Below are 22,333 nucleotides of genomic sequence, written 5' to 3'. Positions count from 1 at the left end.
TTCTAGAGAGGCATACGCAAGTGGCTGAAATGTTCTACGACAACGACGCCGACCTGAGCGTCATCCAGGGCCGGCACGTGGCCGTGATCGGGTACGGCAGCCAGGGGCACGCGCACGCGCTGTCGCTGCGGGACTCGGGCGTGGACGTCCGGGTCGGGCTGCAGGAGGGCTCCAAGAGCCGGGAGAAGGCCGAGGCCGACGGGCTGCGGGTGGTCACCCCGGCCGAGGCGGCCGAGGAGGCCGACCTGATCATGATCCTGGCCCCCGACCACGTCCAGCGCGACCTGTACAACACCCAGATCAAGCCCGCGCTGGTCGAGGGGGATGCGCTGTTCTTCGGGCACGGCCTCAACATCCGCTACGGCCTGATCGAGCCGCCCGAGGGCGTGGACGTGGCGATGGTGGCCCCCAAGGGCCCCGGCCACCTGGTCCGCCGCCAGTTCACCGCCGGGCGCGGCGTGCCGGTGCTGGTCGCGGTGGAGAAGGACGCCAGCGGGAACGCCTGGCCGCTGGCGCTGTCGTACGCCAAGGCGATCGGCGGCCTGCGGGCCGGCGGCATCAAGACCACCTTCGCCGAGGAGACCGAGACCGACCTGTTCGGTGAGCAGGCCGTGCTGTGCGGCGGCGTCTCCGAGCTGATCAAGGCCGGGTTCGAGACCCTCATCGAGGCCGGCTACCAGCCGGAGGTGGCCTACTTCGAGTGCCTGCACGAGATGAAGCTCATCGTCGACCTCATGTACGAGGGCGGCATCCAGAAGATGTACTGGTCGGTGTCGGACACCGCCGAGTACGGCGGCTACACCCGCGGCCCGCGCATCATCACCCCCCAGACCAAGGAGGCGATGAAGCAGATCCTGGCGGAGATCAAGTCCGGGGAGTTCGCCAAGGAGCTGGTGGCCGAGTTCGACGGCGGCCAGGTCAACCACCTCAAGTACCGCGAGGAGCTGGGCAACCACCCGATCGAGAAGACCGGCGCCAAGCTCCGCCCGATGATGAGCTGGCTGAACGACTGACGGTTCTTCCCGGTCACGGGGAAGGCGGATCGGAGCGTCCCCGGCCGCATCGGCCCTTTGCCGGGACGGCCGCCTGATCCGTTCGCGCTCGGCACGGCCCGCCGCGACGTCCGTTGCGGCGGGCCGTCGCCGTCTCCGGCCGCTTCTTCTGGCCGCTTCCGGACGGGGTGCATACTCGGTATTGCCCTGGGCATACGCGGTATGCATACTGCGTATGTGTCCATTCGTCATGGTCTGTTGGCCCTGCTGTCTCAGGGGCCTCGCTACGGGTATCAGCTTCGCGCGGAGTTCGAGGCGTCCACCGGCGCCACCTGGCCGCTGAACATCGGCCAGGTCTACTCCACGCTGTCACGTCTGGAACGCGACGGTCTGGTCACCAAGGGAGAGGCCGACGCCGAGGGCCGTTTCGTCTACAACATCACTCCCGCCGGCGAGGAGGAGGTGCGCCGCTGGTTCGCCACCCCCGTCGCCCGCGCCGACCGGCCCCGCGACGAACTGGCCATCAAGCTGGCGATGGCCGTCACCACGCCCGGCGTCGACGTCCGTGACGTCGTGCAGGCCCAGCGCACCGCCACGCTGCGCACGCTGCGCGACCTGACCCGGCTCAAGGCCGACGCCCCCGCCGTGCCCGCCGGCCCGGCCGAGAGCGCCTGGCGGCTGGTGCTGGAATCCATGATCTTCCAGGCCGAGGCCGAGGTGCGCTGGCTGGACCACTGCGAGGCGTTCATGACCCGCATCGACGTGGGGTTCCGCCCGGCGGTGCGGGTCGCCGACGAACCGCCCGCGCCCGAGCCCTCTGCCCCCGCGCCCGGACGGACGGGGGAGCGGCGATGAGCGTGCTCGTCATGCGCGAGGTCTCGCGCGACCACGGCGCCGGGCCGAACCTGGTGCACGCCCTGCGCGGCGTCAGCCTCCATGTGGAGGCCGGGGAGTTCGTGGCGGTGATGGGGCCGTCCGGCTCCGGCAAGTCCACCCTGCTCAACCTCGCCGGCGGGCTCGACCGGCCCACCGGCGGGCGGGTGCTGGTGGAAGGCGTCGATCTGAGCACCCTGGGCAAGGCGGAGCTGGCGCGGCTGCGGCGCCGCAGCATCGGCTACGTCTTCCAGGACCTCAACCTCATCCCCGCGCTGACCGCGGCGGAGAACGTGATGCTGCCCCGCGAGCTGGACGGCGTGCGCACCGCCCAGGCCCGGCGCGAGGCGCTGCGGGCATTGGAGGAGGTCGGCGTCCCCGAGCTGGCCGACCGGTTCCCCGACGAGATGTCCGGCGGGCAGCAGCAGCGCGTGGCGATCGCCCGGGCACTGGTGGGGGAGCGGCGGCTGATGCTCGCCGACGAGCCGACCGGGGCGCTGGACACCGCCACCGGCGAGGAGGTCATGCGCCTGCTGCGGGCCCGCTGCGACGCCGGGGCCGCCTGCCTGATGGTCACCCACGAATCCCGGCACGCCGCCTGGGCCGACCGGGTGGTGTTCCTGCGCGACGGCGTGATCGTCGACGCCACCGGGAGCCCCGCCGGCCCCGAGAGCCTGCTGGAGGGCGCCCGGTGAACCTCGGCGGCTACCGGGTGGCGCTGCGCGTCGCCCGGCGGGACGCGCTGCGCGACAAGGGCCGCAGCGCCTTGGTGCTGTGCATGATCGGTGTCCCGGTGCTGGCCATCGTGGCGCTGGCGGTGCTGTATGCGACCTACGACTGGAATCCCGTCGAGCGCCTGCCCCACGAGCTCGGCCGCGCCGACGCCCGGCTGCAGTACGTCGGCGGCCCGGTCTCCCAGGACGTCCTCGGCGAGTACTGGGAGCACCTGGAGGAGCCCGATGAGGTGGCGCCCGGCGACTCGTGGGACACCCCGCAGGTCGCCCAGGCGGTGACCGCGCGGTTCGGGCCCGGTGCCCGCGTTCTGCCGCTGCTCGACGGCGCCACCGACCTGCGCACCCCCCGCGGCTACTCCTGGGTGGGAGTGCGCGAGGTGGACCTGCGCGATCCGGCCACCGCCGGCATGCTGACCCTCCTGGAAGGGCGGCTGCCGGCCTCCCACGAGGAGGTGGCGGTCTCCGAAGGGCTGCGCGACCGCGGCTACCGCATCGGCGGGACCATCCGCCTGACCCGCGCCGACACCCCCAAACGGATCGTCGGCCACCTCGCCGACCCACTGGGCGAGCCCTACGGCCAGTTCGTCCAGACGCTGCCGGGCAGCGGCCTGATCCCGGCCGAGGAACGCTCCCCCGAGTGGCTGCTGGTCGCCGGCAGGGCGGTCACCTGGCCGGATGTGGAGCACCTCAACCGGCTCGGCCTGGTGGTCACCTCGGCCGAACTCGTCCGCGACCCTCCCTCCGGGGCCGGCCTGCAGTCCATGGAGGAGACGAGCCCGGCCTTCATCGCGGTCGTCGCGATGGCCGTGGCGATGATCGTGCTGGAGGTCGTGCTGCTGGCCGGGCCCGCGTTCGCCGTCGGCATCCGCCGGCAGCGCCGCCGGCTCGCCCTGGTGCTGGCGGCCGGTGGCGAGCCCCGCCACCTGCGGGCCATGGTGCTGGCCGTGGGCGCGGTGCTGGGCACCCTCGCCGCGGTGGCGGGCGCCGTGCTCGGGCTGGGGCTGGCCGCGGCGGCCGTCCCGGTGCTGGAACGCCTCACCGGCAACCGGATGGGGCCCTATGAGGTGCCCTGGAAGCTGGTGGCGGCGCCCGTGGCGCTGGGCGCGCTCAGCGGGCTGCTGGCCGCTTGCGTGCCCGCCGTCCAGGCGGCCCGGACGGACGTGGTGGCGGCGCTGGCCGGACGGCGGGAGCGGGCACGCGGGCGCGGCCGGATCGGCTGGCCGATCGCCGGGGCGTTCGCCATCGCCGGGGGAGTGGTGCTCAGCCTGGGCGGGATCCGCTTCTGGCAGGAGTTCGGCCCCGCGTTCGGAGCGGCGGCGATCATCGTGGGCTGCGTGATGATCAGCCCGTGGCTGGTGGGCGTCACGGCCCGCCCGGCCCGCGCGCTGCCGCTGCCGCTGCGGCTGGCCGTCCGTGACGGCGCCCGCCATAGGGGCCGCACCGCGCCGGCCGTCGCCGCGATCATGGCCGCGGTCGCGGGCGTCACCGCACTGGCCATCGGGGGCGCCAGCGACTTCGCTCAGCAGCGCATCGAATACCAGGCGGAATTGCCGATGGGCTCGGCCCTGGTCGGGATCAACGAAGGGCGCGCCGAGCAGATCCGCCGGGTTCTCCACAAGGAACTGCCCGGCGTGCCGCTCCGCGAGGTGTACCTGGCCGACTCTCTGTCCGGCTGCGAGGCGACCGAGACCCCGCGCTGCCGATGGCTGCGGCTGGGCCGCAAGTCGACGCTGGAGGGCAACCTCGTGGCCGTGCGGCCGGGCGACGTGGGGCTGCTGCTCGGCCGCCACGACCCCGAAGCGGTCCGGGTGCTGGAGGAAGGCGGGATCATCCTGCCCAACGGCCGCAAGACCGGCGGCAGGGTAATGGATCTGCGGCTCATGGAGGAGCGGCCGCCGAAAGACCCCGAAGGCGAGCCCAAAAGACGGGTCGTGCGCGAGTTCAAGGCGCCGGTGCTAACGGTCCCCGAACCGCTGCCCAGTGAGGCCGTGGCGGTGATATCGGTGCGGTCCGCCCGCGAGCTGGGGCTGCCGACCACGCTGAGGTACTACGGGATCGACCGCGCCGACCACCGGGTGACCCCCGCGCAAGAGGAGCAGATCACCGAGCGCATCGCGGCGCTCCTGCCCGAGGACATCTCACCGGACCTCTATGTCGAACGCGGATTCACCGAGTCGTTCGCGGTGCCGCTGCTGCTGCTCGCGCTGGCCGGCGGGATCATGGTGTTCGGCGGGTCGATGATCGTCACCGGGCTGTCCATCGCCGACGCCCGGCCCGATCTGGCCACCCTCGCCGCGGTGGGCGCCCGGCCCGGCACCCGGCGGCTGCTGACGATGAGCCAGGCCGCCTTCACCGCGCTGCTGGGCTGCTGGCTGGGCATCGCCGCCGGAATCGTCCCGGGCATCGCGGTGGCCTATCCGCTCACCGACAACTCCTACCTCACCGCTCCTTCCGCGGACCGGTCCGCCGAGATGCACGGGGTGATCATCGACATTCCCTGGGCGCTGCTGGCCGCCCTCGGCCTGCTCGTCCCCCTCCTGGCGGCCCTCGCCGCGGGCATGTTCACCCGCTCCCGGCTGCCCGTCACCCGCCGCATCGGCTGACCCGGGGGTGCGGGGCCCGCCTTCACGCCCCGCACCCCCGGACACGGCGACGGCCGGACGCGCTTTCCGGCCGGGCGCCTCTGCGGGCCCGGCAACGCTTGAGGCAGTCTGCGCCCCTCGGGAATGCGGCCATGGCTTTGCTTCGCATCTCGCATCTTCGGGTGCGGACGCGCTTTCCGGCCGGGGCGCCTTCGTAGGCCCGGCGTTCCTGGAGGCGGTAAGAAGCCCCGAGGGCTCTTTCCCGGCCGTCAGCGGATGAGGCGGCGGATGATCCTGGTGCGCAGCGGGACGGGGCGGCGCACGCCGCCGACCTTGACCGCCAGATAGCCGCCCTTGGTGAAGTACGCCGTGGCATCGACCCTCCCCTCGGGCATGCGGATCTGGTGCCGCCGGGGATCGGTCGGCAGCCGCGGGTCGCGGACCTTGCCGAAGCGCGCCTGCCGGCGCACCCCATGGACGGTCACCGCCACATGGGTGTCCCAGCGGCCCGCCCCGACCTCGGTGAAGTCGATCAGGGCCTCGAACCCGTCCTCCCGGGGCGTGGTGGAGAAACGGTGCTCGGCTCCGCTGGTCCGCTCCCGCAAGATCAGCTCGGTCGTCACCGTGCGCGCCTCGACCCGCTCCAGCGCCGCCCAGCCGCGGATGCGCAGCCGGTCGCCCTGCCAGCCCACCGCGTCGAGCCGGTGCCCGGCCTGCACCTCACTGGTGATGTCGGCGTCCTGCCGGGGCACGCCGCGCAGGTAGGGGTAGATCGCATACACCCGGCCGCCGACGACCACGGCGCCGCTGCGCCGCCCCTCGGTCTCGTCCCGGATCATCCGCTCCAGCTCCTCATCCAGCCCGTGCTGGATGCAGAACGCCCGTATCCGGTAGGCGGACGGGAGCGCGGCGCGCACCTCATCGCTCAGCCCGTCGCCGAGGACGTGCCGGGTGCCCTCCAGCAGCCGGGTGCGCTGCCGGCTGTTGAGGTCGAGGAACCGGTGGTCGTACACGCGCAGGACGTCGTGCAGCACGCTCGCTTCCGGTTCCGCCGTCAAAGGACTCTCCTGTGGTCGGTGCACATACGGGGGCCAGGGTCACGGTAGGGGGTCGGCGACCTTCGGCACCGGGAAAACGGCACACGTGCCGCCAGACCCGCCGGTAGCCGTCACCTCGGCATTCCATGATCCAATAGCAGAGTCCGGCCGGTGGGGGAAACCGGTTCCCATCGGTCGTGTCGCCGCAAGAGGGACGCCGCAAGAAGAACCACGAGAGGAGCCGCGAGAGGAGCAAGGTGCTCCGGCGGCCGTGAGGGCACCTGAGACATACGGCGCGTCTTTCTTCGTTGTGCACTCACAGAGAACCCGGTGCCGCGTCCTGCTCCAGGCGGGTGCCGGCGTGCGACGTTTCGCCTGTTCGCTGTCCGGGGTGGGACGGCCGATGGATTTGGCTGTCTCAGGGGAGGGTTTTCCCTGCCATTGGGCGTGGGGTGCGGTGGCCGGCGGGGGCGTCTGGTGCATGGTGTCACGTGCGTCCCCGGCGGAGCGTCCGGGACGCCCGAACACGAAGGCTTGGAACGGGCATGCCGGACGTGTGCGGCACACCACGCCGGCGGAGCGGAGCGGCCGAACCCGCACGGGATCTCGCCGCAGCCAATATCATCGGCGAATACCCGGCGGAGTGGAGCGGGCCGTCTCGATCCCGCTGCCACGGTCGACGATCGCGCACACCCCCGCGGCTCGGGGTGGTGGACATCTGGCGTATGTCCGGGATCTCGGCTCCCCAGACAGGCAGGAGGCCGCATGCAAGCGTTGACCGCACCTGGGTTCGGCGGGACCGCCGGACGACGCCCGGCCCGGCATCGCGGCAGCGGGGAGCGCGCGTGAACGTCCGGACGCTGCGGGCGGGCGGCGCCGCCGTGGCGCGCCGGGCCCGGGAGCTGCTCGGCCGGCACCGGGTGTTCATACCGCTGCTGGTGGCCGCGGCGGCGCTGCGCGTGGTGACCATGCTCGGTTACCGGTCGGTGATGTGGTTCCCCGACTCCTACGACTACGTCTCGGCGGCGGTGCGGCTGGAGCCGGGGCTGATCCGGCCCAGCGGTTACCCGCTGCTGCTGTGGCTGCTGAAGGGCTTCCACAGCTTCACGCTGGTCGCCGCGCTGCAGCACCTCATGGGGCTGGGCATCGCCGTGATGATCTACGCGGTGCTGCGCCGCCGTTTCGCCGTCCGCGGCTGGATCGCGGCGCTGGCCACCGTGCCGGTGCTGTTCGACGCCTTCCAGATCCAGCTGGAGCACCTGGTCCTGTCGGACACGCTGTTCGCCTTCCTGGTCATGGCCGCGGTGACCGTCCTGCTGCTGGGCGGGTCCACCGCCCGCAACTGCGCGCTGGCCGGGATCCTGCTGGGCCTGGCCGCGATCACCCGCTCGGTGGGGCTTCCGCTGCTGGCCGTCGGCGTGCTCTACCTGCTGGTGCGGCGGGCCGGCTGGCGGCCGGTCGCCGCGCTGGCCGGGGCCTGCGCCCTGCCGATCGCCTGCTACCTGCAGTGGTACCACTCCCACCACGGCCGGCTGGAGCTGACCGGCAGCTCCGGAGTCATGCTCTACAGCCGTTCGATGGCGTTCGCCGACTGCGAGAAGATGCGCCCGCCGCCGGAGGAGATGCCGCTGTGCGTGGCGGCCCACCCCTCTGAACGCAAGGCGCCCGGCTCGTATGTGTGGGGGCAGTTCGCCCCGGTGCGCCGCATCCCCGGCAGCTCCTTCACCGCCGAGCAGAACCGGCTCGCCGGGTCGTTCGCCAGGCGGGCCATGCTCGCCCAGCCCGGCGACTACCTGCGGACCGTCGCCATCGATGTGGCGCGCACCTTCCAGTGGGGCCACCCGGTCTACCCGGAGGAGTTCACCTACGGCCACTACCTGTTCCGCGACGAGACGGCCCGCCCGCCCGAGCACGTGCTGCCCGCGCTGCAGGAGTACCGGCGGGGCGGCCGGGTCACGACCGAGGTCGTCCACCCTTACGCCGGTTTCATGCAGGTCTACCAGCGGCACGTCTACCTGCGGGGCACCGTGCTGGGGGTCATCTTGGCGATCGGGCTGGCCGGGGCGGCGGCCGCCTGGCGACGCGGCGGCGTGCTGATCATGCTGCCGTGGACGCTGTCGGCCGTGCTGATCGTCGTCCCGGCCGCGACCGCCCAGTTCGACTACCGCTACGTGCTGGCCGCCGTGCCGCTGGCCTGCCTGGCCGCCGGCGCCGCCGCCGGCCTCGGCGGGCGCCGCACCGCCGAGGCCCCGCCCGGCGACCCCCGGGACACCCCGGACGGGCCGCGGGAGACACTCGGCTCCCGCGGCGGCATCCCGGCCGGCGCCACGGTCTGACCGCCAGGACGCGCCTCCGGAAACCGCTTGCGCACTTCGGGCCTGCCCTCGGAAGAGGGCGGTACGTCGTTGCCGCACCGGTGCCTTGGGACGGCTGAGGTGCGGGGACGGAACGTTCGGTGGGTGTGTGTCCGGGCGTCGTCTGTGCGGGGGCCTGTCTTTGGGAGGGTGGGCGGTGCGTTGTTGTCGCACCGGTGTCTTGGGGCGGCTGGGGTGGGCGGTTCGGGGCGTTCGGTGGGTGTGTGTCCGGGCGTTGTCCGTGCGGGGGTCTGTCTTTGGGAGGGTGGGCGGTGCGTTGTTGTCGCACCGGTGTCTTGGGACGGCTGAGGTGCGCGGTTCGGGGCGTTCGGTGAGCGCCGTGGTTTTTGATCGGCGGGTGCGTGTCCGGGGGCCGTCTGCGGAGCCTGGGACTCGTCCTCGGGAAGGCGGGCGGCGTAGCACCGCCATACCGTGCCTTTGGGGACGGCCGAGATGCGCGGTTCGGGGCTTTCGGCAGGGGCCGGCCTGAACGGTGGATCCACGACCAGAGCCGTTATCGGCGGGTCCGGCAAAAGGTGTTGTTCGTCACGTCGTCAGGTGTTGGTCACCTCGGTTCTTCGAAGGCGGTGAGCGGCCGCCGTGGAGAATGAGGCCGCCGCGGGCGGTGCGCGGATGCTTTGAGAGGAAGGCGAAACCGCTCGGCGACCGCCGAACCTGATGGATCGCCGCATTCAGTGCGTTCTGGGACGTGCCTGCCGCCGCGTCCGGGGAAGTGAGCGGCGGCGGCTAGACTTCACGTACGGGGCGAGGCACACGAGGGGGTGGACTCGCTGACCTCAGCTGCACATCCACATCCAAAGGACTTTCCTTGAGCAAGCCTGTCGTCCTCGTAGCCGAAGAACTCTCACCGGCCGGAATCGAGCTGCTGGCGGCCGACTTCGACGTCCGTCACGTCGACGGCTCCGACCGGTCCGCGCTGCTGCCCGCCGTCGCCGAGGTGGACGCCCTCATCGTGCGCAGCGCCACCAAGGTCAACGCCGAGGTGTTCGAGCACGCCAAGAAGCTGCGCGTGGTGGCGCGCGCCGGGGTCGGGCTCGACAACGTCGACGTGGAGGCCGCCACCAAGGCCGGGGTCATGGTGGTCAACGCCCCCACCTCCAACATCGTCACCGCCGCCGAGCACGCCATCGCGCTGCTGCTGGCCACCGCGCGGAACGTGCCACAGGCCCACGCCGCCCTCAAGCAGGGCGAGTGGAAGCGCTCCAAGTACACCGGCGTGGAGCTGCAGGGCAAGACCGTCGGCGTGCTGGGCCTGGGCCGCATCGGCGTGCTGGTGGCCCAGCGGCTGGCCGCCTTCGACATGGAGATCATCGCCTACGACCCCTACGTGCAGGCGGCCCGCGCCGCCCAGCTGGGCGTCAAGCTGGTCTCCCTGGAAGAGCTGCTGCGCGAAAGCGACTTCATCACCGTCCACCTGCCCAAGACCCCCGAGACCATCGGGTTGATCGGGGACAAGGAGCTGCACCTGGTCAAGCCGTCGGTGCGGATCATCAACGCCGCCCGCGGCGGGATCGTCGACGAGAACGCGCTGGAGGCGGCGCTCAAGGAGGGCCGGGTGGCCGGCGCCGGGCTGGATGTGTTCGCCAACGAGCCGTGCACCGACAGCCCGCTGTTCCACCACGACAACGTGGTGGTCACCCCGCACCTGGGCGCCAGCACCCACGAGGCGCAGGAGAAGGCCGGCACCCAGGTGGCCCGCTCGGTCAAGCTGGCGCTGAGCGGGGAGTTCGTGCCGGACGCGGTCAACGTGCAGGGCGGCGCGGTGGCCGAGGACGTCAAGCCCGGTCTGCCGCTGGCCGAGAAGCTGGGCCGCATCTTCACCGCGCTGGCCGGCGGGGTGCCGGTCCGGCTGGAGGTGGTGGTGCGCGGCGAGATCACCGCCCACGACGTCAAGGTGCTGGAGCTGGCCGCGCTCAAGGGCGTCTTCCTGGACGTGGTGGAGGACGCGGTGACGTTCGTCAACGCCCCGCTGCTGGCCCGCGACCGGGGCGTGGAGGTCACCTTGACCACCACCGAGGACAGCCCCGACTGGCGCAACGTCGTCCAGGTCAAGGGCACCATGACCGACGGCACGGTGGTGTCGGTGTCGGGCACTCTCACCGGCCCCAAGCACATCGAGCGGATCGTCGAGATCAACGGCTACGACATGGAGCTGGTGCCGGCCGAGCACATGGCGTTCTTCTCCTACACCGACCGGCCGGGCATCGTCGGGGTGGTCGGCAGGCTGCTGGGCGACGCCCAGATCAACATCGCCAGCATGCAGGTGGGCCGCAGCTCCAAGGGCGGCAAGGCGCTGATCGCGCTGACCGTGGACTCGGCCATCGGCCCGGACCTGCTGGAGACCATCCGCACCGAGATCGGCGCCGACATGGGCCGCCGCGTCGACCTCGACGGCAACGACTGACGCCGCCGTCTCGGCGCGCATCCCGCCGGGACGGCTCGTGCCGCCGCAGAGCGCGTCCTTGACCGCACCGGCCGTGGGCGCGCTCTGCGGCGCTTTCCGGTTCACCGGTCGCTTGCCGGGCGAGGCGGCGACGCCGTCCCACCCCCTCGCTGCCGCCCCCGCAGCCGCGGCGTCGAGGCCGCCTCGCCTTGGACCGGTCCCAAACCGCGTGAAATGGGCCGATGAGGTGGGATGACCCCTTTACGGGCGGGTAACATCGCAGGTGGGGCAGGCGACGCCCGCGGAAATCCTGCGAGGCCGCCGAGGCCACCGCACCGGCGTCCCCGACCGGAACCGGCGCCGGACCGGCCGCATCGCCCGCGTTCCGCCGCTTTCGCGGCGACCACCGAGTCTTTCAGGCCCGCACCCCCGGGCGCCGGAACCTGAGAACCCAGCGCCGTCGCGCACCGGCGCCGATCGCGATCTTTCCCTCTCTTCCCGTATGACCTGCGGAGACGACGGACGGGGAAAGGGGCCGGCAGCAACGACCACCACGGAGACGACCATGACCGACATCCACCCGCAGCCCACCGAGGACGAGGCCCGCCAGGAGGCCGCCAAGGCCCTGCAGGACGCCCTGGACCGCCGCGACAACGGAGGCCGCACCCCCAGGTGAGGGTCCCTCATCCGGCATATGAGATCAATGCCCGACCACTGAGATCAATGCACTAAGGTACGGCCATGGCTTCCAGCAGTACCCGCACCGTTCGTCTGGCCGTCATCCCCGGAGACGGGATCGGCCCCGAGGTCGTCGCCGAAGGGCTCAAGGTGCTCGACGCCGTGGCCCCCGCCCATGGCCTGGTCTTCGACCGGACCACCTACGACCTGGGAGCGGCCCGCTGGCACCGCACCGGTGAGACGCTGCCGGACTCGGTGCTGGAGGAACTGCGCGGCCAGGACGTCATCCTGCTGGGCGCGGTCGGCGACCCGAGCGTCCCCAGCGGCGTCCTGGAGCGGGGGCTGCTGCTGCGCCTGCGGTTCGAGCTGGACCACTACGTCAACCTGCGCCCGGTGAAGCTGTTCCCGGGCGTGAAGACCCCGCTGGCCGACGTCACCCCCGACGACATCGACATGGTCGTCGTCCGGGAGGGCACCGAGGGCCCCTACACCGGGGTCGGCGGGGTGCTGCGCAAGGGCACTCCCCAGGAGGTCGCCACCCAGGAGAGCGTCAACACCGCCTACGGGGTCGAGCGGGTCATCCGCTACGCCTTCGAGCAGGCCGCCGCCCGGCCGCGCAAGAAGCTCACGCTCGTCCACAAGGACAACGTGCTGACCTTCGCCGGTGACCTCTACCAGCGCACCCTCAAGCGGGTCGCGACCGAATACCCGCAGGTCACCACCGACTACTGCCACGTCGACGCGGCGACGATGTTCTTTGTGAACAACCCGCAGCGCTTCGACGTGATCGTCACCGACAACCTGTTCGGCGACATCATCACCGACATCGGCGCCGCCATCGCCGGCGGCATCGGGCTGGCCGCCTCCGGCAACGTCAACCCCGACCGCACCGCCCCGTCGATGTTCGAGCCGGTGCACGGCAGCGCCCCCGACATCGCCGGGCAGGCCAAGGCCGACCCGACCGCCACCATCCTGTCGGTGGCCATGCTGCTGAACCACATCGGCGCCACCGAGGCCGCGCGTGCGGTGGAGCAGGCCGTCTCGGCGGACCTGGCCGAGCGTGGCACCGCCGTGCGCGCCACCCACGAGGTCGGCGACGCCATCGCCAAGCGAGTAGTCGGCTAGCGGCACGCCCTCCGCTGGTTGCGGCATGACTCTCCGGGCGTGCCCCACGGGCCGCCCGGTTTTTGGTGCGCCCGTGATCCCAGGAGAGCCGGACGAAGTATCACAATGGGAGTGCCAGCGCGGCGACGAGGCCCGCCGGCCGCTCCGGGAGAGGACCCAGATCATGAGCAGCACCTTGGACTTCGATATCAAGCTTTCCCAAAACCCCACCCCGCAGCAGGAGCGGGAGCGCATCCTGGCCAATCCCGGATGGGGCCAGCACTTCACCGACCACATGATCACCATCCGGTACTCGGCCGACCGCGGCTGGCACGACGCCCGGCTGGAGCCGTACGGGCCGATCACGCTGGACCCGGCCACCCAGGTCTTCCACTACGCCCAGGAGATCTTCGAAGGCACCAAGGCCTACGCCCAGGCGGACGGCTCGATCGTCACCTTCCGCCCCTACAGCAACGCCGCGCGCTTCAACCGCTCGGCCCGCCGCATGGCCATGCCGGAGATCCCCGAGGAGCTGTTCGTGCGGTCGCTGGAGCTGCTGGTCAGCACCGACCGCGACTGGGTGCCCCGGACCGAGGGCTACAGCCTGTACCTGCGCCCGTTCATGTTCGCCACCAGCCGGGCGCTCGGGGTGCAGCGCCCCTCGCAGGAGTACCTGTTCATGGTGATCGCCTCCCCGTCCGGCCTGTACTACCCGCAGGGCATCAAGCCGGTGACGGTGTGGATCTCCACCGACTACACCCGGGCCGCGCCCGGCGGTACCGGCGAGGCCAAGTGCGGCGGCAACTACGCCGCCTCCTTCGCCGGGCAGGCCGAGGCGCTGGAGCACGGCTGCGACCAGGTGGTCTGGCTGGACGCCGCCGAGCGCCGCTGGGTGGAGGAGGTCGGGTCGATGAACCTGATGTTCGTCTACGGCTCCGGCCCGGACGCCCGCATCCTCACCCCGGCCCTCACCGGCACCCTGCTGCCCGGCGTGACCCGCGACTCGCTGCTCAAGCTCGCCCCCGACCTGGGCATCCCGGTGGAGGAGGGGAAGATCTCCATCGACCAGTGGGAGGCCGACTGCGCCTCCGGGAAGATCACCGAGGTGTTCGGCTGCGGCACCGCGGCGATCATCAGCCCGGTGGGCGGGGTCAAGGGCCCCGGCCGGGAGTGGAAGATCGGCGATGGCGAGCCCGGCCCGATCTCCATGCGGCTGCGCGAGGAGCTGATCGGCATCCAGTACGGCACCCGCCCCGACCCCTACGGCTGGGTCCACAAGATCGCCTGATCGTCGCGCTCTCCTGGGACGCTCTCCCTTTCGGAAACGTGCCTCATCCATCCGGCGGACGGCACGCACCGCCCGCCGGATGGAGCGCTTCGCCCGCTCAGGGACGCCCTTCCCCCGCCAAAGGCGCCGACCGGCGGGATGCGCCGCTCGTCCGGCGCCCTTGGAACATCCCGCACCCACCGCCTCCGCGGGAAGGCCGCGTGGTCTGCGTTTCGGGAAGTTCCCGAACCGTGGACGCACCGCGCGCCCGGCAGGCGAAAGCGCACCCTTCACCCGCCCAGTTCACCCCGCTTCACCTGCGGTGATGTGCTTTCGGCAGGGACGGCCGCCATGGTGTGGTCCAGCGGCCGGGCCGTCTCGATAGATGAGACGGATGTGACGGCCGCGTTAAGGCTGTGGTAGACAGGGTTCCGTTATGCGCCAGGGCCTGATCATTATTGGCTGGCGCGTCGGCATCTGACAGGACACCGCCGGCGCGCAGACCTCTCACGTCCGTGAGAGGTTTTTTGCTTTTCCGGGCACCGGACCTGCGCGCGGGCAACCGCGAAGGGAAGCTTGATGTACGGCGACGGGTTCCACGTCTACGACACCACTTTGCGAGACGGCGCTCAGCAGGAGGGCCTGAACCTCTCTGTGGCCGACAAGCTGGCGGTCGCGCGCCACCTCGACGAGCTGGGCGTCGGCTTCATCGAAGGCGGCTGGCCCGGTGCCAACCCCAAGGACACCGAGTTCTTCCGGCGCGCCCGCACCGAGCTGAACCTGAAGAACGCGCAGCTGGCCGCGTTCGGCGCGACCCGCCGGCCCGGCCTGAAGGCCGCCGACGACCCCCTGGTGGCCGCCCTGCGCGAATCGGAGGCGCCGGTGGTGACGCTGGTGGCCAAAAGCCACGACCGGCACGTGGAGCTGGCCCTCCGCACCACGCTGGAGGAGAACCTCGCGATGATCCGCGACACGGTCTCCCACCTGCGGGCGGAGGGCCGGCGCGTCTTCGTGGACGCCGAGCACTTCTTCGACGGGTTCAAGGCCAACCGGGCCTATGCGATGGAGGTCGTGCTGACCGCCGCCGAGGCCGGCGCGGACGTGGTCGCGCTCTGCGACACCAACGGCGGGATGCTGCCCGATGAGCTGGCCGAGGTGGTGCACGAGGTGGTCGGCGCCGGGGCCCGGGTGGGCATCCACTGCCACGACGACTCCGGCTGCGCGGTCGCCAACACCCTGGCCGCCGTCAAGGCCGGCGCCACTCACATCCAGGGCTGCGCCAACGGCTACGGTGAGCGCAGCGGCAACGCCAACCTCTTCACCGTCATCGGGAACCTGCAGCTCAAGCGGGGCATGCGGCTGGTGACCGACGAGCAGCTGGCGGAGATGACCCGCATCGCGCACGCCATCTCCGAGGTCACCAACGTGGCGCCCAGCCCGCAGCAGCCGTATGTGGGCGTGTCGGCGTTCGCGCACAAGGCCGGGCTGCACGCCTCGGCCGTCAAGGTCGACCCCGACCTCTACCAGCACATCGACCCGGCCCAGGTCGGCAACGACATGCGGATGCTGGTCTCCAGCATGGCCGGGCGCGCCTCGGTGGAGCTCAAGGGCCGTGAGCTGGGCTATGACCTGTCGGGGGAGAAGGCCCGCAAAGTCGTTGACAAGGTCAAGGACCTGGAGGCCCAGGGCTACACCTTCGAGGCCGCCGACGCCTCCTTCGAGCTGCTGCTGCGGGAGGAGCTGAACGGCGAGCGCACCCGGCACTTCGACGTGGAGTCCTGGCGGGTGATCGTCGAGCAGCGCCCCGACGGCGAGGTGATCAGCGAGGCCACCGTCAAGCTGCACGCCAAGGGCGAGCGCATCGTGTGCACCGGCGAGGGCAACGGCCCGGTCAACGCCCTGGACCGGGCGCTGCGCACCGCCCTGGAGCGGCTGTTCCCCGAGCTGGCCCGCATGGAGCTGACCGACTACAAGGTCCGCATCCTGGAGCTGGGCGGCCGCGGCACCGGCGCGGTGACGCGGGTGCTGCAGGAGACCAGCGACGGCGAGGCCACCTGGAGCACCGTCGGCGTGGACCAGAACGTGATCGCCGCGTCCTGGCAGGCCATGGAGGACGCGGTCACCTACGGGCTGCTGCGGGCCGGCTACGAAGCCGACACCGCCGGCCGCACCGGGGAATGAAAGGCCGCCGCCGGGCACTGACACCCGTATGAGCACACGGGTCAGTGACAACCCCGCCGCGAGCCGCTACGAGATCCACATAGCCGGCCGCCTCGCCGGGTTCGTCCGGTATCAGCCGCGCGGCGGCGCGGTCGCCCTCATCCATACCGAGGTGGCCGAGGAGTATGAGGGCCAGGGCGTCGGCAGCGCCCTGGCCCGCGGCGTCCTGGACGAGTTGCGCTCCAAGGGCGTGCGGGTGGTGCCTTTGTGCCCGTTCATCAAGGGCTACATCAGGCGGCACCCCGAGTACCGGGACCTGGTGGCCACGGACTGATCCGGATCCGCGGCCTTTCCCTTGGGCGGCTGCGTCGGGGTGCGGCTCAGCCCTCCTTGGGCTTGGGCTCGGCGCTCTGGATGACCTCAAAGCTCCACAGTTCCGCGTTCGAGGCCGCAGGGCCGCCGTGCCCGTGGCCGTGGCCGTGCCCCGCGGCCTCGGCGTCCTTGGCGGCCTCGGCGTGCCCCCGCTGGAACGCCTGGCTCTCGGTCCACTTCTTGAAATCTTCCTCGCTGCGCCAACGCGTGTACACCAAGTAACGGTCGGTCCCGTCCACCGGCCGCAGCAGCTCGAAGTGCTCAAAGCCGTCGGCCGACTCCACCAGCCCCGCCCGGCCGCTGAACCGGCGCTCCAGCTCGCTGCGCATCTCCTCGCTGACGGTCAGCACATTGATCTTCACGACCGACATCGTGATCTCCTTCCATGCAGTCGGAATCGACCCTACCCAGGGACGAATCGGGCGTTGGCCGGGGATTGATCATTGAGTGGGACGAACCCGTCGGGCGCGGCCGTCGTCGGATTGGTCGAACGTGCAGGGCCGTGTGGAAGGTGACGGAGTTGAGCACCGACGAACCGGGCTACGTCCCGCCCGACCACGAGACGACCGTGGAGATCCCGCTGCCCGGCAAGCCGCCGGCCGGACATCCCGGCCAGGCCGAGGACACCGTGGCCGACCACGGGCTCCCCGATGGCCGGGACGAGGCGGAGCAGACCCTCGCAGACCCGCCCGGCCCGCGGGCCGGCGGCGCCGCGCCGGATGCGACGGTGCGGGATCCGCAGGACCCCTGGGCGCCTGCGCGCCATGACCTCCCAGGCGATTCCGGGGAACGCAATGCGGAGGCCGGACAGGGAGAGTGGACCGAGCTGTTCGGCAGCGAGGACGCCCGCCGGGAGGCGGCTGCGCCCCAGCCCTCGGAACGGCCCGCGGAACCGGCCGCCACGGCCTCACTCAGCCCGCTCGCCGCGGCGGCCGTGCCTCCCGGTGCCACCGTGCCCGACCGCGCGGACGCCTCCCGCCCGGAGCCGCAGCCGGATGCACCGGATTCCACCGGTGCCCGGCCGTTGCCGCCGCCCATCGCCTCCCATGAACAGGCTTCCCCCGCGCCGGACGCGCAGGCCCCGGCGACCGATACGGCCCCCGCCGTGCTTCCGCTTCCCGACCGCCCCGTCGCCTCGGCGAGGCCGGTGAACGCCCCCGGCGCGCAGCGGCCGCCCGCGGGCGGCCGGCGCGGCTCACGGGCACCGCTGGCCGTGGCGGCGGCCCTGGTGCTGCTCTTCGCCGTGGTCGCCGGGGTGTCGGCGCTCACCCTGATGCGCGGCGGGAAGGACGGCGAGGCGACCACCGCCAAGCCCCCGGCCGGCGGCGCCTCCAGCGCGCCCGGTGAGGACGGGTCCGGAGGGACCGGCGCGCCGGCGGGAGAGGCGCCACCGGGAGCGGGCGGCTCCGGCGTCCCCGCACCGGCGCAGGACGCCCCGGCGCCCGGGGCGTCACCGCAGGACGGCGCGCCGGCCCCCGGGCGGGCGCCGGCCGACCCCACGCCGCCGCCTCGCGACCCCATCGGCCCGGTGCTGCGCGGCAAAGGGCTGACCTACCAGCTCGTCCAGCACGATCCCGGCTACTACGAGGGACTGCTGATCATCACCAACCACGGTGCCGAGCCCATGCGGGAGTGGACGATCACCTTCGAGACGCCCGGCGCCGACGTCAAGCACGTCTGGGGCGGTGAGCTGGTGCGCGGCGGCGACCGCGTGCAGATCCGCAGCCTGGACGGCGCTCCGCAGATCCCGCCGGGCGGCACCTGGGAGGTCCGCTTCGGCGCCGCCGGCAGCCCGGTCGAGCCGAGGAAATGCCGCTTCAACGACCGCGAGTGCGGCCTGGAGTGAAAGCGGCCGCAAGGCCCCGCGGCACCGGTGAAAGGGCTTCGGTGAGCTCCCATGGCGGAGGCCGGGCGACGGAAGATGCGCGGCACTGAGCGAAAGCCCGTCAGAACAGATGACTAGGCTTCCCAGTGTTGATGTCCGCGCTTTGAACTACGGGGCGACAGGTTGCGTATCGCAAGGTTCTCCATCGGTGACGAGGTGGCCTTCGGCGTGGTCGAAGGCGACACCGTCGCCGCCATCGCCGCTCATCCGTTCGGGGAGATACGGTTCACCGGGGCTCGGTTCCCGCTTGAGAAGGTGCGGCTGCTGGCGCCGATCCTGCCCAGCAAGGTGGTGGCGATCGGCAAGAACTACGCCGAGCACGCCCGGGAGATGGGCAGTGAGCCGCCGGCCGAACCGGTGATCTTCTCCAAGCCGTCCACCGCCGTGATCGGTCCCGGCGAGGCCATCGCCTACCCGCAAAAGCTCACCCAGCGGGTGGACTACGAAGGGGAGCTGGCCGTGGTGATCGGCCGGATGTGCCGGGAGGTGCCGGCCTCCCGGGTCCCGGAGGTGATCCTCGGCTACACCTGCGCCAACGACGTCACCGCCCGCGATCTGCAGCAGCGCGACGGACAGTGGACGCGGGCCAAGGGCTTTGACACCTTCTGCCCGCTCGGCCCCTGGATCGAGACCCGGGCCGACCCGTCCGACCTGGCCATCACCACCACCGTCAACGGGGAGGTCCGCCAGTCGGCGCGCACCTCGCAGCTGATGCACGATGTGCCCGCGCTGATCGAGTACGTCAGCCAGGTGATGACCCTGCTGCCCGGCGACATCATCTTGACCGGCACCCCGGCCGGGGTGGGGCCGCTGGAGATCGGGGACGAGGTGTCGGTGACCATCGAGTCGATCGGCACCCTCACCAACCGCGTCGCCGCCCGCGACTGACGGCTTTCGCGGCCGGCGTCCTGCCGCCGGCGGGACGCCCCGCACCGGCCCGTCCCCGCCGGCGCGACGGGACGGCGGGCGGCTTTCCCCGGATTCTCTCCCCGCCGGGCGGCAATCGTTTTGGTAGCCGCTCCCAGAGTCCGGTAAGCTCATCCATGCGCGAGCGGGACTCCCGGAGTCCCGATACGCCACTGGGGTATGGTGTAATTGGCAGCACGACTGATTCTGGTTCAGTTAGTCTAGGTTCGAGTCCTGGTACCCCAGCTGGGTCACCCGGCCCCGGCCGGCAGACCCGCTCCCAGACCCCGAACGGATCTGAAGAACCGATTCGAGTAATGGGAAAAGGTCCGGTAAGCTGGACCCGGCCCGAGCGGGAAACCGCAAAGGCGAAAACAAGGCAGGCCCCCGTCGTCTAGTGGCCTAGGACGCCGCCCTCTCAAGGCGGTAACGGCGGTTCGAATCCGCTCGGGGGTACGGCAGACCGCAGGTTGGATTGGCATATCCGGCCTGCGGTAGTTGTTTTCCAGAGAGATTCACCCCGCGTCCCCTGAGAACGAGCGGGTTCCCAACAGACCGTCCGGCGGTCCATCGCCACCAGGACGCACATCCGCGGCGGCGGGACGCAGCGAGAACTGCAGATCTCCCTTACCGAAGGGGAGATCGCCGGTGTCACCGGCCTGGTCGGGCTGTGAGGGGGCGCCCTACCTGATGGCCGGCGTGCACCCCATCAAGGTCGGAGATCCACGAATTGGGGACCGCCGGTTCGACTTGGACGGAGACCGGCTCTGTTGCATGCCGGTGTGGGGCTCGTCCCAGAACGCCGCGCCACCGGGCAGGCCGTCGAGCAGGGCGCCCGGGCCGGGCTCGGCGAGGGGACGCCGCAGGATGCGGCCCTGGCCAATGGCTGCTGCGTCAGCCCCGCGATCCTGACCGGCGCCACCGCGGACATGGACATCCGGCGGCACGAAGTGTTCGGCTCGGTGCCGGTGGTGTTTCCCGTCGATGACCCGACGCAGGCCACCGCGGCGGCCGGCGGCTCCGTCCGCGGCGATCTCCACCCGGGACCTGTCGGCCGCCCACCGCTTCACCGAGGAAGCCGAGTGCGGCCAGGCGGCGGTCAACGCCCCCGCCTCCGGCCGGAACACGCACCATCCTTCGGGGGATCCGTGACTCCGGATCGGCGTTCAAGGGACAGGGCTCACAAGCCCTCCGCTTCTGCACGCGCGTCAAGACCATCACGATTCACTACTGAAGCCGGAGGAACCCCCTTCGAGGGCAATCGACAGAACGGGAACGCGGTATGGCTGACGAGGTCATCGGCATCGTCGGGGCCGGGATCATCGGCCTGGCGATCGGCCGGGAGATCACCCGGCGCAGGCCCGGCACGCGGGTCGTCGTCATGGAGAAGGAGGACCGTGTGTCCGCCCACCAGACGGGCCACAACTCCGGCGTCGTGCACGCGGGCATCTACTACAAGCCGGGCAGCCTCAAAGCCAGGCTGTGCACCCGGGGCAAGGAGATGCTGCGCGAGTACTGCACCGAGCGCGGCCTGCCGTATGAGGAGGTCGGCAAGCTCGTCGTCGCGGTCACCCCCGAAGACGTCACCCGGATGAACGCGCTTTACGAGCGCGCCGACACCAACGCCGTGCCCGGGCTGCAGCGCCTCGGCCCCGCGGGGATCAAGGAGATCGAGCCGCACGCCCGGGGACTGGCCGCACTGCACTCGCCCCGGACCGCGATCACCGACTTCGTGCGCATCGCCGAGTCCTTCGCCGAGGACATCGCGGCGGCCGGGGGAGAGGTGCGGCTGTCCTTCCCCGTCACCCGCATCACCGAGGCCGGCGGGAAGCTGGAGGTCGGCTCGCTGGAACGGTCCGTGCGAGTGGACCGGCTGATCGTCTGCGCCGGCATCCACACCGACAGGGTCGCCGCGCTGGCCGGGGACGAGCGCGAGCCGCAGATCGTCCCGTTCCGGGGCGAGTACATGATCGTCTCCGACGAGAAGAAAGACTTGATCCGCGGGCTCATCTACCCCGTGCCCGACCCCCGCTACCCCTTCCTCGGCGTGCATTTCACGCGGCGGGTCAACGGCGTCGTGGACGTCGGCCCGAACGCCGTCCTCGCCATGGCCCGTGAGGGCTACCGCCGCTCGAACGTCTCCTTTGAGGACCTGCGGGAGATCGCCGCGTGGCCGGGTTTTTGGCGCATGGCGCGCCGCCACTGGGTCACCGGTGTCAAGGAAATGTACGGCTCTCTTTCCAAGCGGGCCTATATGCGGGCGGCGCAGCGGTATGTGCCCGCGATCGGCCCCAAGGACGTCGTGCGGGGACCTGCGGGCGTGCGCGCCCAGGCCCTGGACCGGGACGGCTCCCTGGTCGAGGACTTCCGCATCAACCGGCTCGGCCCGATCACCACGGTGCGCAACGCGCCCTCGCCGGCGGCGACCTCGTCCATGGCGATCGCCGAGTACGTCGTGGACGTCTTCGACGGGAAAGACCCCTCATGAATCCCGTGGCGAACGCGCCGGCCAATGCGATAACCGCTGGCACGCCGCAGCCCTCCTGGAAGAGGGAACCTGTCGCGGCTTCTCTCTCAGGTTCCCTGTGCCACTGGGACGCCGGACGGGCACGAGCCGACCACCGGCATCGTCTGCCCCAGCGAGAGAGCACCTGGCAGGCCCGTGGATCTCCCGGCCCGGGGAAGGAGACGCCGTCCGCTTCCCCGGGCCCTCGCCGAAGCACAGCCTCCGCCGGAGACACCCCAGGCGTTCGTGCACGGCGAGGCGGGCTTTATCAAAGAGCCGCGGCGGTTGCCGCTCATCGAGTGGGGAATCCCTAAAAAACAGGTTTCCATCTCCGGCCGGGCCAGGATGAAGGCGGCCGGCAGGCCACCGAGCGGGAGTGGAATCGCCGGGTCGAGCAGGGGCAAAGGGCGGCCTGGGCGGCCGGTGGAGGAGGGGCGGCCTTCACCGCGGCGGGCCGCGACCGTGGACGCGACGGGAGA

15 protein-coding genes, 2 tRNA genes and 1 pseudogene are annotated in these 22,333 nt (G+C 71.5%); 16 read left to right on the top strand and 2 right to left on the bottom strand.

Going from position 1 to position 22,333, the window contains the following annotated elements:
• Positions 1-29 precede the first annotated feature (29 nt).
• From ilvC to TCUR_RS17490, 4 genes are all read left to right on the top strand, one after another.
• Complete coding sequence (ilvC, locus tag TCUR_RS17505) at positions 30-1,013, top strand: ketol-acid reductoisomerase (RefSeq protein WP_041439965.1); 984 nt, start codon at positions 30-32, stop codon at positions 1,011-1,013.
• Positions 1,014-1,229: 216 nt separating this feature from the next.
• A complete protein-coding gene (locus tag TCUR_RS17500; RefSeq protein WP_041439962.1) occupies positions 1,230-1,847 on the top strand; it encodes a PadR family transcriptional regulator in 618 nt (205 codons plus the stop codon).
• The gene (locus tag TCUR_RS17495; RefSeq protein WP_012853869.1) at positions 1,844-2,560 is read left to right on the top strand and encodes an ABC transporter ATP-binding protein; all 717 of its coding nucleotides are present in this window, start codon (positions 1,844-1,846) and stop codon (positions 2,558-2,560) included. The genes TCUR_RS17500 and TCUR_RS17495 overlap by 4 nt, the downstream gene beginning before the upstream one ends.
• Entirely contained in the window at positions 2,557-5,202 is a 2,646-nt protein-coding gene (locus TCUR_RS17490; RefSeq protein ID WP_012853868.1) for an ABC transporter permease, read from the top strand. Before TCUR_RS17495 ends, TCUR_RS17490 begins: the two co-directional genes overlap by 4 nt.
• Before the next feature lie 248 nt (positions 5,203-5,450).
• On the opposite strand, the gene TCUR_RS17485 is transcribed toward TCUR_RS17490, so the two are convergent.
• Positions 5,451-6,239, bottom strand: a complete 789-nt coding sequence (locus TCUR_RS17485) for a hypothetical protein (protein ID WP_148233049.1) — start codon at positions 6,237-6,239, stop codon at positions 5,451-5,453.
• An 824-nt stretch (positions 6,240-7,063) separates the two neighbouring features.
• Here TCUR_RS17485 and TCUR_RS17480 point away from each other — a divergent pair.
• From TCUR_RS17480 to TCUR_RS17455, 6 genes are all read left to right on the top strand, one after another.
• Positions 7,064-8,554, top strand: coding sequence for a hypothetical protein (locus tag TCUR_RS17480; protein ID WP_012853866.1), 1,491 nt, complete (start codon positions 7,064-7,066; stop codon positions 8,552-8,554).
• A gap of 847 nt (positions 8,555-9,401) precedes the next feature.
• On the top strand, positions 9,402-10,997 hold the full coding sequence (gene serA, locus TCUR_RS17475; protein ID WP_012853865.1) for a phosphoglycerate dehydrogenase: 1,596 nt from the start codon (positions 9,402-9,404) through the stop codon (positions 10,995-10,997).
• 720 nt (positions 10,998-11,717) lie between these two features.
• A complete protein-coding gene (locus TCUR_RS17470) occupies positions 11,718-12,779 on the top strand; it encodes a 3-isopropylmalate dehydrogenase (protein WP_012853863.1) in 1,062 nt (353 codons plus the stop codon).
• A gap of 163 nt (positions 12,780-12,942) precedes the next feature.
• Entirely contained in the window at positions 12,943-14,046 is a 1,104-nt protein-coding gene (locus tag TCUR_RS17465; RefSeq protein ID WP_012853862.1) for a branched-chain amino acid aminotransferase, read from the top strand.
• Positions 14,047-14,604: 558 nt separating this feature from the next.
• Complete coding sequence (gene cimA, locus TCUR_RS17460) at positions 14,605-16,206, top strand: citramalate synthase (protein WP_012853861.1); 1,602 nt, start codon at positions 14,605-14,607, stop codon at positions 16,204-16,206.
• A gap of 28 nt (positions 16,207-16,234) precedes the next feature.
• Complete coding sequence (locus TCUR_RS17455; RefSeq protein WP_012853860.1) at positions 16,235-16,519, top strand: GNAT family N-acetyltransferase; 285 nt, start codon at positions 16,235-16,237, stop codon at positions 16,517-16,519.
• A gap of 46 nt (positions 16,520-16,565) precedes the next feature.
• Here TCUR_RS17455 and TCUR_RS17450 read toward each other — a convergent pair whose 3' ends face one another.
• Positions 16,566-16,928 (bottom strand): antibiotic biosynthesis monooxygenase family protein, encoded by a 363-nt coding sequence (locus TCUR_RS17450; protein ID WP_012853859.1) that lies wholly within the window; start codon positions 16,926-16,928, stop codon positions 16,566-16,568.
• Positions 16,929-17,077: 149 nt separating this feature from the next.
• On the opposite strand from TCUR_RS17450, the gene TCUR_RS17445 reads away from it, so the two are divergent.
• The 6 genes and pseudogenes from TCUR_RS17445 (at position 17,078) to lhgO (ending at position 21,836) form a co-directional block, all read left to right on the top strand.
• On the top strand, positions 17,078-18,403 hold the full coding sequence (locus TCUR_RS17445) for a cellulose binding domain-containing protein (RefSeq protein ID WP_041439957.1): 1,326 nt from the start codon (positions 17,078-17,080) through the stop codon (positions 18,401-18,403).
• A 162-nt stretch (positions 18,404-18,565) separates the two neighbouring features.
• Positions 18,566-19,330, top strand: a complete 765-nt coding sequence (locus TCUR_RS17440; RefSeq protein ID WP_012853857.1) for a fumarylacetoacetate hydrolase family protein — start codon at positions 18,566-18,568, stop codon at positions 19,328-19,330.
• 192 nt (positions 19,331-19,522) lie between these two features.
• Positions 19,523-19,594 (top strand) — tRNA-Gln (locus tag TCUR_RS17435).
• 137 nt (positions 19,595-19,731) lie between these two features.
• Positions 19,732-19,804, top strand: a tRNA-Glu gene (locus tag TCUR_RS17430).
• A 326-nt stretch (positions 19,805-20,130) separates the two neighbouring features.
• Positions 20,131-20,349: pseudogene (locus TCUR_RS28620) on the top strand (aldehyde dehydrogenase family protein); the annotation flags it as partial.
• A gap of 281 nt (positions 20,350-20,630) precedes the next feature.
• Positions 20,631-21,836 carry an L-2-hydroxyglutarate oxidase gene (gene lhgO, locus TCUR_RS17420; protein WP_012853856.1) on the top strand — a complete coding sequence of 402 codons (1,206 nt, stop codon included), beginning with the start codon at positions 20,631-20,633 and terminating at the stop codon, positions 21,834-21,836.
• Positions 21,837-22,333 lie beyond the last annotated feature (497 nt).

The organism is Thermomonospora curvata DSM 43183 (assembly GCF_000024385.1).
Classification (GTDB): domain Bacteria; phylum Actinomycetota; class Actinomycetes; order Streptosporangiales; family Streptosporangiaceae; genus Thermomonospora; species Thermomonospora curvata.
Note: the sequence above shows the minus strand (reverse complement) of the source record. Positions and strands in the feature narration are given on the sequence as shown.